Origin of the sequence: Chitinophaga rhizophila, assembly GCF_019492185.1 — a bacterium.
Classification (GTDB): Bacteria; Bacteroidota; Bacteroidia; order Chitinophagales; family Chitinophagaceae; genus Chitinophaga; species Chitinophaga rhizophila.
The window spans coordinates 844518-862095 of record NZ_JAICCF010000001.1; the positions used below are offsets into that span (position 1 = coordinate 844518).

Here is a 17578-nt window from a genome sequence, read left to right on the forward strand (position 1 = left end):
CCGGAATAAACTTCTATTGTAAGGTTTTTAGTTTTTCAGTAAAGATCGTTCCCATTTTTCCTGCACTCTTCTGCAACATGTCAGCGTGGTTGCCGGGTACAACAAACACTTCTACACTATCAAAACATTTTTCCCAACCCAGATCATGTGCAAAAGCCGACCAGTCTTCTGCTGCTCCTTTTACAAGCACGAGCGAAGCTTTCAGTTTCATCATATTAATGCTGCGGGACATTAATGCGTTGGTTGTCTGTAATCTGAGTAACTGAAACAGTGCATCTATTGCTACATTCTTTCCTGCGAAGCGGTCTTTGGCAAATTGCATGATCGCCATGATCATGTTATCTGTTGTCTGCAAGCCGGACAGCTGTGCTTTTAGTTCCTCAATCCACCGTGGATAGGGCCGCTCAATTATTCCATAACGCTCAAATATCCTTCCTGCCATCAGCATCAGCAGATCAATCATTTCCTCTTCTGACTCCGGATTTTTCTTAACGGATGCAGCTTCTACATCTATAATCGAAAGTAAGCCGAGTTCCTCTCCCGCTATTTCAAGCTGCCTGGCCATCTCATATGCTACATATCCACCAAAAGAGTGGCCTATAATCCTGTATGGGCCTTTGGGCTGAACTTCTCTTATCCATTCAATATGTTTTGCGGCTAATGTCTCCAGGTCTTTCAATGGGTCTTCTTGAGGAAAAGCACCCTGCATCTGTATGCCGTAAACCTGGTATTCCGTTTTGATTGACGATGCAAGTTCTTCATAGGAATCACTTACACCTGTTGAACCGGGAACAATAAATACAGGGAGATCTTTTTTCCCTGACCGCAATAATAATAAATGATTATTTAAAACACTCCTTTTTTGTATAAATATTTCAGAATGATCTCCACGTTTGGTAATCAGTTCCGCCTGTCGCTTAATTGTCTGGTGCACAAACAGATCCTTCAGTGTTATATGCCAATCTGAAAATCTATGTAACAATTGCACCATCAATACTGAATGCCCCCCCAGCTCAAAGAAATTATCGTCTACGCCTATCTGCTCTACTCCCAGCAGCTCCTGCCAGATGTCTGCTATTCTTTGTTCCAACTCATTGCCCGGAGCCTGATAACCATTGTTGGCGGCAGTACGCAAATCTTCGGTGCTGCTCAGGAACTTCCGGTCCGTTTTGCCGTTTCCTGTAAGTGGCAGCTGCTCCACTGCTATAAATTCTGCTGGTATCATGTATTCAGGCAACCGTTGCTGCAAAGATGCCCGCATTCTTCTTTGTAATAATGCATTGATCTCTGTGAACACAGGATTATTAGTCACTTGTTCACTATCGGACACATTATCGCTCTCCTGCTTAATAAATCCCTCAACAGACGCTAAGCTCATCACTATATGCATTTTCAACGGGTCCTTATCCGGATACAGATGACACGTATATCCTGCCGCTCCTGCGAAACTCAATATACCTGCTGCCGCTGCTACCTCCTCATCTGGTTTTTGCATCTTTTTCACAAGATCATGTATAGTACCGTATGTTTTATCGGTTAATGCCTCACTGATATACCGCTCTTTCCACAATCTTACATTAGGCATATGCCTAAGAGCTAAGACAGGTACCCGCTGTTCTAACTGTGATATTACACCTTGCTGGTCTGATACCCCTGTCCAATCCTGCCACTCAGGGGTAACCTGCGGCTTGTTCCAGTCAACATAGATCACTACATTATAACGATACAAGGTCAGTTCATTTAAGCTGTCTCCCTGTTTCCATCTCAACTCCACATGACTGATACGAGGTAAAATCGTTTTCAGTGCATAGAAATAAGCAGGCGATAAACAAAGCTCCTCTTCCTTCAAGGTCTCCTGCGCTGTCCTCCAGGCAAACTCCCTTATACCGGTTGTACGTTTCAACTTATCGATAGTTAAACGGGCTTTGAACAATGTCAATAAGCGGTTGTCACGCACATCTCCTATAATAATGCGGCCCTTTCCCGCTAGCGAACTAACTGCATTACGTATTACTCCTGTCAGATAATCCTCTCCGGGAAAATATTGTATTACCGAGTTAAGAATAATGGTATCAATCCCTTCTTCCGGCATGGCGCTTACCTCGTGCGCAGGACATACCCGCAAAGTTGTCTCGCAGTACCTGTCTTCCCTTCCGCTGATATGCCGGGTAATACTATTAATAGATCCGGCAGAAAAGTCTGTCCCTGTATATTTAGTAATATGTCCAGCAATACTGTAATAAATAAGCCCTGTACCACATCCTATCTCCAACACATGCTGAGGACGCTCCGACAGAATAACCGACCTGATATCGTCCAGCCACTCCTTCATTTCCGGGGCAGGAATAGCACCGCCAGTAAAACTATCATTCCATCCGACTATATTAAATTCATCGTCTATCTTCTCCTCATTCTCTGCTCGTCCATAGGTCGTTTCATACAGTTCCTTCCAGGTATTGACTCTTCTTTCAAAGAACTCTGCCTTTCTCGAACTGATCGCCTGCGGATGAGGTACATAGTAACAAACCAGTCGTTTCATCAAGCTGGCATCTTCTTTCACTACTATAGCCGAAACTTTAACAGCATCCAGTTTATTCACCACACTTTCCACTTCCCCCGGCTCAACCCGGTAACCACGTATTTTCACCTGTTCGTCAATTCGGCCTATAAATTCCACGTTACCATCTGCCAGCCATCTTGCCTGGTCGCCAGTTCTATACAAACGCTCCCCTTCTCTGAACGGACTATTGATAAATTTCTCGGCGGTCAGCTCCGGATGATTCAAATACCCTCGCGCCACCTGTACCCCACCTATACATAATTCACCGGCGATACCTACGGGCGATGGCTCGAGCAATTCATTCAGTATGTACATGGTAACATTGTCCAGTGGTTTGCCAATTGGTATTACTGCCGGCAATTGCCCTGACGCTGTGTTCAGCACATACACACTACTACCTACTGTAGCTTCTGTAGGACCATACTCATTTACTATCTCCATTTCCATACCCTCCGCTGCCAAGTACTGTAATTGCCCCGCCTGCAATGCTTCCCCTCCTAACACCAGCCTTCGTGTAATTCCCGGATGACCTTTCATAGCATATTCCAGCAGACCCATATGTGCGGGTGTCGCCTTGATAAATTCATATGTCCGGGAATAAAACAATGGATCCAGAAACACTTCTGCCGCTGCTACTTCTGCAGGGGCTATCACTACAGAGCGACCTGTTATAAGCGGCAGAAACAATGCTGTCAGCGAAGCATCAAAGGTGTAGGAAAGATGGAAAAAGCTCCCCTCTCCCGCAGTAGTACCCATATATCGCTTGCGGCAGTTCAGCAGATAGTTCATCAGACTATCATGTTGTATCAGCACTCCTTTCGGTTTACCAGTTGATCCGGAAGTGTAGATTACATAAGCCAGATCTTTAATAGCAGGTGATGATGATACCTGCTTAAATTCTTCATTCTGCAGGGTTTTCATCTCCTGAAGATCTACTATGTGCAGTTGCCCCTTCCTGACCTGATGCCGATATGCTGTTGTGGTTATAACAACCGAAGCGCGGGTGTCATCTAGTATGTAGGCAATACGATCCGCCGGGTATGTGGGATCCAGTGGCACATAAGCAGCGCCTGCCTTTAGTACTCCTAATATACCAATGACCATCTCCACACTTCTCGGGATACATACAGGCACCAGCGCATCTTTGCCAACTCCCTGTTCAATCAGGTAACGGGACAACTCATTAGCCCTCTCATCTACCTCACGATATGTTAGTTGCGCTGTTGCTGTTATTATGGCAATTGCCTGCGGCGTAGCTATAACCTGTTCCCCGAACAGATCAACCACAGTCTTGCCAGCTTCAGGATATGAAACAGCGGATTGGTTGAAGTCAACCAGTAACTGTTGTCTCTCACTGGCAGACAAAAACTGTACTCTACCTACGGGTACTTCACAGTTTCGGATAACAGCCCTCAACAGATTCTCATAGTGACTGATCATACGCCTGATGGTCGTCTCTTCAAAGAGATCAGAACAATATTCAACATGTATCCTGATATGATCAGCTGTCTCCCTTAAGCTAAAAGTCAGATCAAACTTCGATGTTACATGCTGAAACTCGTAGCCTTCCAGCTCCAGACCATTAAAGTCCAGCTTCGCTGTTTCCGGTGTATTCTGTAGTACAAACATCACGGGGTAGATAGGCGTATTACCAATATCACGTCCTCCTGCCACAGCTTCTACAACTTTCTCAAATGGTGCATCCTGATGATCATAGGCCTCAAGCGTGGAGGTCCTGATCTGCTGAAGCAGGGCACTAAAAGAGTCAGCCGGATTTATATGATTGCGCAATGCCAATGCATTGACGAAAAAGCCTATCAGGTGCTCAAGTTCCTGCTGCGTACGATTGGCCAGACTGGTCCCCACACAGATGTCATACTGCCCGGTATAACGGTACATTAATACCTTGAAAGCAGACAACAGGGTCATAAACAGGGTCACCTCCTGCTTCTGTGAAAACAGCTGCAATTGCCTGGTCAGTTCCTTATCAAGTGTATATAACGCAGCCTTTCCATTGACGCTCTGGATCGCTGGACGGGGAAAATCAGTAGGCAGCCTGAAAGGAACCACGTCAGTCAGCCTGCCCTTCCAGTACTGCAACTGCTTCTGCAATACGTCCCCTTCCAGGTAGCGGCGTTGCCATAATGCATAGTCTGCATATTGTACGTTTACAGAAGGTAATACAGCAGGTATTTTTTGCTTATAACTGTTATATATCGAGGCCAGTTCTCTGATCATTACAGACACAGACCAGCCGTCGCCGGCAATATGGTGTAACAGGATCAGTAACAGATGATCCCCCTCATTGCAGCTGATTACGTCCACCTGTAACATCCAGTCACGTGATAAATCGTATGGTTGCGCTATCCTTCTGGTAATATACGCTTCCATCGTATCACCAGCTCCGGCTATTTCCGTCTCCTGCAGGTGGTGTAGTTGCCAGTTTTCCGCGGATAGAATTTCCTGGTATCCTATTCCGTCTGACTCACGGATAACTGTTCTTAATACTTCATGCCGTTCGATTATTGCTCTGAATGAATATTCAAGCGCCTGTATATCGGGATCGCCCTTGACACGTACGACCCATGGCATATGATACTGTACACTGCCCTGTAATTTGTCAATAAACCATAGTCTTTCCTGGGCAAATGAAAGAGGAATCAATCCGCCTCTTTGCTGAGGTGATACAGGTGGCAATACATATTGTTCCTGCTGTGTCTTCAAAAAAGCAGCTAATGCGGCAATCTCCGGATAGCGGAAAACATCACGGATGTTGATCTCCAGTTTCAATTGTGTACGAATGGCTGCGATCATCCTGGTGACCAGTAATGAGTGCCCACCTAGCGAAAAAAAGTTGTCGTATATACCTACCTTGTCTGTGTTCAGTAACTGCTGCCAGATCTTTGCAAGTGCGATTTCTGTATCATCCCCCGGGGCTGTATAGGGTCGTTTAGCTACATGGTCTGCATTGACAGCAGGCAACGCCTTCCTGTTAAGTTTGCCGTTAACGGTCAGTGGAAACGCATCCAGTTTAATCCAGTACACGGGCACCATATATTCAGGAAGCTTCTTCCTGGCATATGCTGCCAGCGTATCTTTATCCAAATCCCCTTCTGTAACCAGATAGGCCACCAGGGACCTGTTATGCTGATCATCTTCCATTACATTAACCGCTGCCATCTTCACATTCTCCACCTCTCTTAATACGCTTTCGATTTCCCCTGGTTCTATCCTGTAACCGCGAATCTTAATCTGGTCGTCAGTTCTACCGAGGTATGCAATATTGCCATCGGGCAGATACCTAACGGTGTCTCCGGTTTTATATAACCTGATCGTCCGGCCTGATATGGTATGGCTGATAAATCTTTCATCCGTCAGTTCCTGCCGTTTCAGATAACCTCTGGCTACAAGAGGGCCACCAATATATAGCTCGCCGGCTACGCCGGTCGGCACCGGTAATAATTGTTTATCCAGTATAAATGCCTGTACGTTTGATAAAGGTGTACCTATCGGCACCAACCGGTTGCGCTCATAAGCCTGCGGATCCGGAAATTCATAGGTTACTACGCCTACAGTCGTTTCTGTTGGGCCATAGTGATTCAGAATGCTGCATCCCTCCGGCAATAATGGCCAGACCCGGTGGATCAACTCCCAGGTAAACGCCTCACCGCCTATCATCAGTTTCTTGCGTGGCATGACTGCATGCACATCTTTGTATTCAAGTAGCGCCTCCAGCATAGTAGGCGTCATCTTATAACATTCAATACCATGCGCTTCCTGATAAGCCTGCATCAGTCGGGGATCGGTAATACATTCCAGACTGAGTACATGCAGGACGCTTCCATGACATAAAGCGGCAAACATGGCTGTTATAACGCCATCTGCCGCAAAACTTGCCAGTATCGCAAAACTATTACACTCCTTTAAACGGAATCTCTCAACTACACTTTCCAGGTAAACAGCCAGCTGACCATGTTCTACCATCACTCCCTTGGGTTTCCCGGTGGAACCTGATGTATAGATCACATAAGCCAGATCTGAAGACACAATATTTCTCTGAGGACGATCGGCTTTGTATTGTGTAAAAGCTGCCAGATTATCATCCAGCGCAATTACCTCAACGGCGGTATGCTCGCCAAGAAAGGCCTTCAGTCGCGGTACCTGCTCTCCTGCACTCAATATCACTGTTGCTGCCAGATCTTCAAGTATATACGATAATCTGTCATCGGGAAATGCGGGATCAACCGGCGCATAAGCTGCGCCTGTTTTTAATATAGCGAGTATACCGATAATCATTTCCAGTGACCTGTCGATACAAATGGGCACTAATATGCCCGAACCAACGCCTTTCGCTACCAGGTACGTTGCCACCTGATTACTTCTTTCATCCAATTCCTTGTAAGTGAGTACAGATGACTCATACACCACCGCACTCCGATCAGGATATGCCGCTGCCTGCTGCTCAAAGAGGTCTGTTACTATCCCGACTTTATCACCGGTATTAACACCAGCTAATATTGCTTCCAGCGCCAGCGCCTCATCGGGTGTCAGCAAAGTAATTGCGCCCACCTTTACCTGTGCATTGGCCGTTACAGCCCTCAGCACCTGCTCAAAATGTTGCAACATGTTGTTGATGGTTTCCTGTCGGAATAAGTCTGTACAATAAGTAATCCTTACCCGGAGGCCGTCCTCAAACTCTGTCGCGTTCATATACAGGTCAAACTTAGCGGTGGTCACTGTATGATCTTCCAGGTACAACTGTATACCATCCATGGTCAAAGGTGTATCGCCGGCTGCCTGCTGCATGGCAAACATCACCTGGAATACTGCATTCCGGTTTAATTCTCTTTTCAAACCTAGCGCTTCCACAATTTTCTCAAAAGGAATCTCCTGGTGATCAAATCCCTGTAAGACCACAGATTTGAGACGCTGCAACAGCGTATGAAACGGCTCATCTGCCGACAACTGACTCCGCAGGGGAATGGTATTGACAAAGAAGCCTATCAGTGTTTCTACTTCCTGGCGCTGACGTCCTGCCACAGGGGTACCCACACATATATCCTCCTGCGCTGTATAGCGGTACAGTAGTACTTTAAATGCTGCCAGCAAGGTCATATACAGTGTAACTCCTTCCTTACGGGACAGCTTTACCAGATCATCCTTCAACGTTTTGCTGAGCGTAATGGATAGCTCATCGCCGCTGATTGATTGTACCGCAGGCCGGGTAAAGTCCGTCGGCAGTTCAAGGGTAGCCAGGTCTTTCAGCTGCGTATTCCAGAAATGTAACTTTTGCTGTAATGCCTCACCCTGCATGGATCTCCGCTGCCAGATGGCATAATCAGCATATTGGATCGGGAGGGCAGGTAAATCTACCGGCTGTCCTTGGCTGTAACTTTGATACAATGCTGTGAGTTCCCGTGCCATCACAGGTACTGATCCGCCGTCAAAGGCAATATGATGCAGCAATGCCAATAGCTGATGTTCAGTGGCCGATTGCCGGATCACATATACCTTCAGTACCGGGTCGTTAGACAAATCATACGGCTGTGCAATCTGGTGATGCAGGTATGCCTGTACACTACCATAAATCTGCACTATCTCATCTGCTTCCACCAGTGTCAACGTCCAGTTATCTGCCGGCATTACCTGTTGATACACCTCTCCCTCTTTCTCCCTGATAACAGTCCGCAATATTTCATGGCGGACTAGAAGAGCTTTAAAAGCCTTCTCCAGGATAGTAATGTCCAGGTGTCCTTCCAACCGGAAGATCCAGGGCAGGTGATACTGAACGCTGCCCTGCATTTTATCTATAAACCATAAGCGCTCCTGCGCAAAGGAAAGTGGCGCTAACCCCGCTGGTCTTTCTCCAATATGCTGCACAGGGCTTGTCTCTAAAAGATGATTATTCCTGGCAGCATAGTTCCTGAAGTAATTTATCAGCAGCGGCTTATTTGCCTTTAATTCATTTAAAATACTGATATCAGCCATCTTCCCCTTCTGCACTTCCACTATAATATTGTCTTCTTTGAAGGAGATCCTGATTCCTGTATCGTTGGCCTTTTCAAGTAGTCTTACAACCCTCGCAAGATTAAATTCAGACATGGTGAACTGTTTGTGTTTATTAACTGTTTCCTCTCAGTGATCAAAGCTGGATCGTTTCATAATCTTCAGCAGTTGTCACTTCATCCTGCCGGTTCATTTTGATGTATCTTGCAACTTCTTCGATTGTCAGCAATTCAAAGAACGCACTGATTGACACTTCCACTCCCAGTTGCTTTCTTATAGCAGATATCATACGTATTGCCAACAGCGAATCGCCCCCTATGTGGAAAAAGTCATCATTGACGCCTACTTCTTTCAGCTCCAGTAATTCTTTCCAGATAGCTATCAATTGCAGCTCTGTTTCGGTATAGGCACGGGTCTGTTCCTGACGGCCCACATTGACAGGCAAGGACAGCAGCGCCTTCCTATCTGTTTTCCCGTTATGCGTTAAAGGTATTTTATCCAGTAGTACAACGTGCGCCGGAATCATATATGCTGGCAGGTGTTGCTGCAATGCTGACTTTATCGTGCCGATGAAATCGTCAGGATGTTGCCACTGTTCAGCTATCTGCATATCAGGTTCGGTATATGCGGGTATATTCGGAGTGATCTCATGCCTGAACGCGAAGATGTTGTACAGAATATTGTCTCCTGATAGCGATGGTTCCTTTTCTGTGTATAGACGGAAACCTTGACGTTCCAGCAAACCTGTTATCCTGTCCAGACGTCCTTCCACATCATGTACTTCGATAATCACACTGTTAATTTTATTCCAGTCTTCTTCCTCAATGCCTGCCAGCACAAACTCTTCCGAGTTTTCCACGTCAATCTTCAAAAGATCAACCATTGTAAGCTGTTCCTCCCTGATCACCTGGGACACTGTCCTCGCCTGACAGGTGATCCGCTTATGTGTTAACTTAGCATCCAGCATCGCATCAATCTCTGTATCGCTCAGGTCTCCTATACCGGCATGTTCCACATATGCTCTTACCAATTCCTTCGCCTCTGCGCTGCTTTCGTTGATACCAGATACAATACTTACCTCCGGATAATAAGTCAACTCTATTGACATATTGCTATCTGAAATAGCACATTGATATGACTTACCTTTTACATTGTATAATGCACGGTTCTGCGCCAGATAATGATACACTTCCGGTATTGGCTCAAAAGAATATATGGTGATGTCCTTGTGTAACAGATGCAGGAATAGCGTTGAGAAGCCCACATTTGCGCCTATGTCTATCACACAGCTGTTATCCCTGAGATACAGTCCCTGCTTGATATAACATTGATCCTGGAAGATCTCTTTATACAGAAATCTTACTTCATTGATATTTGCACTGAGAACTGGCAAGCCATTAGGCAATACATGAAGGTCTGTAGCTGTTACTACTTTATTATGCAACAGTCCCTGGTAATTCGCAAGTAATGGCAAGTGCTGCCTATCCACCTGCGCATAGGCCCTCATACCTGCTCCTTGTCCTTTTTCAGCACTACCTGGCAATACGATTGCCTCTCTCACTCCACGGATATTTCTTAAAGCTGCTTCTATTTCAGCCGGTTCTATCCGGTAACCGTTGATCTTCAACTGCTCATCGATCCTGCCTACAAATTCAATATTCCCATCCGGCAGCAAGCGCGCCAGGTCCCCTGTTCTATATAACCGGTCACCAGGTATAAACGGACTTGCAATGAATTTTTCTGCTGTTAATGCCGGATTATTCAGATAACCCCTGGCCACCTGCACTCCGCCAATCAGCAACTCGCCTGCTACTCCCAGGGCTACCGGTTCATTATTCCTGTCAACGATATACAAGTTTACGTTATCCAACGGCTGACCTATCGGTACCGCTCCATACACTCCCGTCAAATCTCTGTTAGAGAGGTGATATACACAACACCCTACTGTTGCTTCCGTAGGACCATATTCATTGATAATAGTAATCTCCTCATCAGCATTTTCCAGGTACTGTATCTGGTCATAATTCAGCTGCTCGCCTCCAAGCACAATCTTTCCAGGCATATTCATTACTGTGGATGACATAACATCTTCCAGTAACTGCAGGTGGGCAGGCGTCATCTTTACAAAATCAAAATTGCCTGTTGTAAATGCGGCGGATTTGAATACCTCTAATGGCTGAACATCGCTCAGAATGACCGATCGGCCATTTAATAACGGCACAAACATCGCTGTCAGGGATGCATCAAAGGTATAAGACAGATGGGCAAAGCTCCCCATGCCAGCACCCGTATATCTTTTCAGACTATTCAACAGGTAATTAGACAAGCTACGATGTTCTATCATCACGCCCTTGGGCCTGCCCGTAGAGCCGGAGGTATAAATAATATAAGCAAGATCTGTGTCAGCAATAGCAATCTCCGGATTGGCGGCTGAGCCGGCAGACAAGCACTCTTCATCTGCAACAAGATCTACCAGGGTAAGCGCTGATGCATTTTCCGGAACAAGCTTTTTATCTGCAGGTCCGGTAATTACTATTTTTGCGGCCGTGTCATCCAGCAGATAAGCTATGCGTTGCTCCGGATGTGCAGGGTCCAGCGGTACATAAGCTCCTCCTGCCTTCATAATACCAATGATTGCAATGAGCTGTTCCAATGAGCGCTCAGCATATACCGGCACCAGCGTTCCGACACCGACGCCTTTTTCAATCAGGTAATGTGCCAGCTGATTTGCCTGTGCATTCAGTGCTGCGAACGTTAACTCCTGATCACCATAGATAGCTGCCGTATGATCCGGCGTCAGCGTGGCTTGCGCTTCAAACAGTTCGACTACAGTCTTATATGTTGTTGCCGGACTTATGCCAGCTGCATTACTGAACATATTAATCATGTTACTGCGCGCTGCATCGTTCAACAACCTGATATCTCCTAATAACGGATTATCTTCGCGTATGAACTGTAGCAGCACATGCCGGAAATGCGTTTTAATCTGTTCCACATAAGCAGCTTCAAACAATGCAACATTATAGAAGAAATTCACATTAATCTTCCCTGCCACGCCCACTGAAATATAAAAAGGATAATTTGCCTGTTCCAGCATTACCAGATCATCTACTTTCAGTTGCCAGTCTGCCGCTGTCAATACTTCTGAAACAGGGTAATTCTGAAAAACCATGATGTTATCGAAAAGATCGCCCTGTACACCTGACCATTTCTGCAGATCTGTCAATGAAGCATATTGATAAATCCTGGATTGCAACTGGTCCTGCTGTAAGTTTTGCAACCAATCGCCAACAGGCTGATCCTCTTTCAATCTTGACCGTAAAGGCAACGTATTGATATACATCCCCACACGCGTCTCTACTCCGGGAAGATCTTCAGGACGGCCAGACATCACCACTCCATACACAATATCACTGCTGCCGGTGTATTGATGTAACAGGTAGGACCATACCCCCTGCATCAGGGTGTTAACAGTCAACCGGCGGCTTTTTGCAAATGCCACAATCTGTGTGGCCTCTTCTGCATCAAGAGAAAGTGTCTCTTCCTTGTACTGACCGGCACCATGCGCACCCTTTACGTTTGTAGTAATAAAAGGCAAGGTGGTTCCGCCCTCCAGCTCCTCCAAGTATGCCTGCCAGTAAGTTTCCTCAGCATCTTTGTCCCGGCGCTCCAGATAGCGTATATAATCTTCATACTGATCTTGCGGACTGCTTTCCGGCTCTTGTCCTGTAGCATATGCATCATATGCACGTAGAAACTGCTCTATCAATACTGGTATTGACCAGCCATCCATCAGTATATGATGAGAGCTCCAAAGCATACGGTACCGGTCTTCAGTTAGCCTGATTAACACTATACGCATCAGCGGCACGCTACTGAAATCAAATCCCTGCTGACGATCAGCTTCTTCACGCGCCTTTATCAGATCCTCCTGCTGCCTGGATGTCATTTCCCTGTAATCGAGTATTTCGATGGGTATATCAACTTCCCGGTATACACATTGTACAGGTATCTTCAGACTATCATGATGGAAACTACTGCGTAGAATACTATGCTGTTTTAAAAGATACCTCCAGCTTTTAGTAAACGCCTCCTCCTGCAAGCCGTACAGATCGCATTTCAGCTGGTTACGATAAGCCTCCGCTTCTCCATCATACAAATTATGAAATAGCATGCCCGATTGTAACGGACTTAATCGATAACAGCTTTCAATCTGCGATTGCCTGGTTTGTCCGTCAGATAGCGGCTCGTGTAGAAATACGTCCAGTTCGTCATAACCGACTTCGCCAGACAAACCATAATCAGCAGGTGTGAATACAACTACACCTTGTTCTTTCCTCTTCAGGCAATGAGTTATCAGGTCTTCCAGACCTTTTACATAGGCCGCTGACAATTCACTGATTGTTGCTGCATTATAATATCGGGTATTGTAATCCCAACGAATGACTAACTCACCATCTGCCACCACAGCATTGATGCTAATGCCTTCAGCCGCCATATGTTTTTCAGCGCTTCCCTGTCCGGTATTTTCTGACGCCGGGTGAAACCATTGGCTGCCACTTAAAACGTTGTCCGCTCTGCCGAGGTAATTGAACAAAACATCCCAGCTGTCTCCCTGAAGCGCCTCTTCTTTCACCAGATAACGGATTACTCCGTATCCAAGGCCTTTATCTGGAGTCTGGCGCAGGGCTTCCTTCACGCCTTTTATTAACTGGTCAGTACCTGCTGCCGTTTCGTATGGTAGCCGTACCGGATACTTTGCCGTAAACCAGCCTATCGTGCGACTCAAATCAATGTCACCAGGCAGGCCGATTCTACCATGACCTTCCAACCCGATTACCAATGATGACCGACTGCTCCATTCACATAATACTTTCGTCAATCCTGCCAGCAGCATATCATTTATTTCGGTATGATATACCTGAGATACCTCCTGCAATAACTGATTTGTCCATTGCTTGCCTAAACGGCTCACATGACTTTCTGAAGATGCTGTTTCTCTGTCTGCGGCATCTACTGGTAACGGCTCATAAGCATCCTGCAGCTGCTTCCAATATGCAAGCTGCCTTTGAAGACTTTTGCGCTGCCCATATTGTACCAACTGCTCATACCACTGCCGGTAAGAAGCCGTCTTACGGCTCAACTTTAACCGGCTGCCATCCTGGATTGCAGACAACAGCATTTCCATGTCTTCCAGCAGGATACGCCATGAAACGCCGTCTACTGCCAGATGATGTATGGTAATAAACAGGCGGTTATACGTTTCAGCATCGGCTGTCTGCATCAGTACCACCCGGACCAGAATACCCTGCTCAATGTCCAGCTGGCGGTGATAATAATCACAACGTTCTTTAATAGCTGTCCCCAGATCTTCTGATACCAAGGAAGAAAGATCTGCAATAAACACTTCGGTTTGCTGGTTAGTATAAGACTGATGCCATTGGCCATTGTCATCCTGGTAATACCTGAACCGGAGACTGTCATGATGTGATAGGATATGTCCTGTCACTTCGTTGAGCACAGCTGCGGATATCTCTTTACTGATGCTCAGCAGTACAGATTGATTATAGTGAGAGACGTCCTCTTTGGTGCGTTGCAGATAATCCTGTTGCACAGGTAGCAAACCGCACTCTCCTTCAGCGGACTGGCCTTCCTCTTTTACTACGCCGCTCCGCTCCTGCAAAGCTGCGGAAATACGGGCAATTGTGTGATAATTAAACAGATCGCCCACCTGTAATTCATAACCCAGGCGGCGCGCCCTGCTTACCACCTGTATCGTGATGATGGAGTCTCCTCCAAGTTCGAAGAAGTTATCATTGATACCCACTTTTTCCACACTGAGTAACTCCTGCCAGATTGTGGCCAATCCCTGTTCCATTTCATTGCGGGGTGCCTGATAACGGATGGCCAGCAATGAACTGTTATCTAACGCGGCCAGCTTTTTCCTGTCTACCTTTCCGTTAATTGTCAGCGGTATGGCTTCCAATCTTACAACCAGGGATGGTACCATATACTCTACTAACCTGCTCTTCAGATACTTCATCGCTTCTTCCTGGTTGAAGTCATCCGACGTGTTCACGTATGCAATCAATCGCTTATTGTCATTATTGTCTCCTGACACGATGGCTACACATTGATGAACACCTGGGTACTGCTGCAGTACATGCTCAATTTCACCCAACTCAATACGGTATCCCCGAATCTTCACCTGGTCATCTGTACGCCCGATATATTCTATAATACCTCCTGGCAGCCAGCGGGCCAGGTCACCTGTTTTATACAGCCTGTTGTCAGCTCTGAAGGGATCGCTGATAAACTTCTGGGCTGTCAGCGTCTCATTGTTCAGATACCCCCTGGCAACCTGCACACCGCCTATACATAATTCTCCTGTTATGCCTAACGGAACAGGCACACCATTACGGTCCAGGATATAGATCTGTGTGTTGGCCAGCGGCTGACCAATAGGAACGGTATTAATGCCCGTGATGACAGATGCGGAGTTATACTGGTACTGAGCTACAGACACGGCTGCCTCTGTCGGACCATACTTGTTATAAAATTTGCAGAAAGGTGCCCAACGCTCTGCCAGCTCTCTTTTACATACATCGCCGGCAGCGATTACTCTTCTCAGCTCTTTATATCTTTCCGGCGACAAGGTCCGTAAAAACACGGGTGTAGCATGCAGATGTGTGATCTTATTAGTATGCATGAACTGGTCAAACAGCTCCCTGTCCAGCCGCACATAGTCCGGCGCAACAATTAATGTAGCGCCCGTGGTAAGCGCGGAAAATATCTGTTCCACAGACGCGTCAAATGAATAGCCTGTAAACTGGAGTATCCTGTCTGTTTCATTTATACCGAATGCAGCCCGCTGGTTAAGCAGGAAGTTTACAATTCCTGCATGTTCCATCATTACTCCTTTCGGATTACCCGTAGAACCGGAAGTATAAATAATATATGCCAGCTTATCCGGACCTGTTACATTCGCCAGGTCTGTGATAGGTTCATCTGCTATCAGTAGTTTATCTGCGACCAGATCGATTACCCTGCCATCAAACAGTCCTGTTGTAGATAGCTGACCCGCATTTGTAACCATTACAGCGGCCTTGGTATCATTAAGTATATAACGTATCCGCGCTTCGGGATAAGACGGATCAACAGGCACGTATGCACCGCCGGCTTTTAAAATACCCAGTATGCCAGTTAATATTTCCAGTGACCGGTCAGCAAACAACGGTACCAGCGTTTCTGTGCCAACCCCTGCCCTGCGCAGGTAATGCGCTAGCTGATTAGCGCGTATGTTCAATTCATTATAAGTTAATTGCTGATCTTCGTAGAACGCAGCTATCTTATCAGGCGTGCGCTGCACCTGTTGCTCAAATAATGCTACCAGCGTTTTACCTGTTTCCGCTGGCCAACTTACAGCTGTATCATTGAAGTCATATAACAACTGACGCCGCGAGGTATCGTCCAGCAAACTGATATTCTTCAGTATAAGATCTTCCTGTGAAAGGATCTGCAAAAGTACCTGTTCAAAATGTGTTTTTAGCTGGCGGATATATACCGGCGCAATCAGGTCATCCTTGTAAATGAGCTGCAACGTAATATCTCTATCCAGCGAGAACCGCAGCAATAGCGGATAGTTGGACGTCTGTTCCAGTCCAACCAGGTTTTCGACTTTTAATGACCAGTCAGCCGCTGCAATCATATCAGATACGGGATAGTTCTGGAAAACCATGATACTATCGAAAAGATCTCCCTGTACACCAGCCCAGCGCTGCACATCTGAGAGAGATGAATATTGATGCCGCTGAGAACCTGACTGGTCCTGTTGTAAGCGCTGCAACCATTGCGGTATGGCACCGTCCTCGCATAAAACCGATCTCAATGGCAGTGTATTAATATACATGCCAACACGCCTCTCAACACCCGGTAAATCTTCCGGGCGACCAGACATCACTACGCCAAAAGTAACATCGGAACTGCCGGTATATTGATGCAAGAGGTAGGACCAGATGCCCTGCATCAGTGTATTGATTGTGATTCTGTTCTTTCTTGCATAGTCGTTTACACTGGCTGCCAGCGTTGGTCCAAAATGCATCACTTCCTCACGGAACTCTCCTACTCCATGTGTTCTTCGGGAAGAAGATGCAATAAAAGGCAGCATTGTTCCTGCCTCCAACCCGGACAGGTATTGCTTCCAATACGATTCTTCTGCCTCCTTATCGCGACGTTCCAGGTAACGGATATAATCTTCATAGCGGTCTTCTTCACCTTCCGCAGGTTCCTGACCAGCGGCATACGCTTCATAAGCGCGTAGAAATTCTTCTATTAATACAGGCATAGACCAACCATCCATCAGTATGTGATGCGAACTCCATAACATCCTGTAGTGGTCATCTTCCAGCCGGAGGAGTACGACACGCATCAGTGGGGCCGCTTTGAAGTCAAATCCCTGCTGGCGGTCAGCCTCTTCATACGCCAGTGCCTGTTCTATTTTTCTTTCATCCGGCAGATGCCGGTAATCGATAATCTCAACCGGCATACTTACTTCTCTGTGTACACACTGTACGGGGATCTTAAAGGCGTCGTAATAAAAACTGCTGCGCAAAATGCTGTGCCGCCTGAGAAGGTACTGCCAGCTTTGCGTAAAAGCCGCTTCTTTCAATCCATGCAGATCACACTTTAACTGGTTACGATATGCGCCTGTCTCCGCATTATAGAGATTGTGGAACAGCATCCCCGCTTGTAGAGAGCTTAAACGGTAAATAGACGATATATTATTGTCAGGACGTTTTTTTATCTCATTAATGTATTCAATCAGCTTCTCTTTATTGTTGCGTATAAAGTCGATGATCTCCCTGTTATTCTTCACAGCATTGACCTCCGCTTCGGTCAGCTTGTGCTTGTCGGCCTTCAGAATAAGTCTTGTGCCATCTACGGTTAACGAAAAACTATGCTGCTGAAGTTTATTGATAAATTCTTTGATTTCCATACTTAGTTGTTGGCGGG

At 46.3% G+C, this 17578-nt stretch carries 2 protein-coding genes; both read right to left on the reverse strand.

Translation table 11 applies throughout. The annotated features are described in order from the left end of the window. Window positions 1-13 precede the first annotated feature (13 nt). Window positions 14-8662, reverse strand: coding sequence for a non-ribosomal peptide synthetase (locus K1Y79_RS03130; RefSeq protein ID WP_220248536.1), 8649 nt, complete (start codon window positions 8660-8662; stop codon window positions 14-16). Window positions 8663-8702: 40 nt separating this feature from the next. Beyond that, complete coding sequence (locus K1Y79_RS03135) at window positions 8703-17561, reverse strand: non-ribosomal peptide synthetase (protein ID WP_220248537.1); 8859 nt, start codon at window positions 17559-17561, stop codon at window positions 8703-8705. Window positions 17562-17578: the final 17 nt, after the last annotated feature.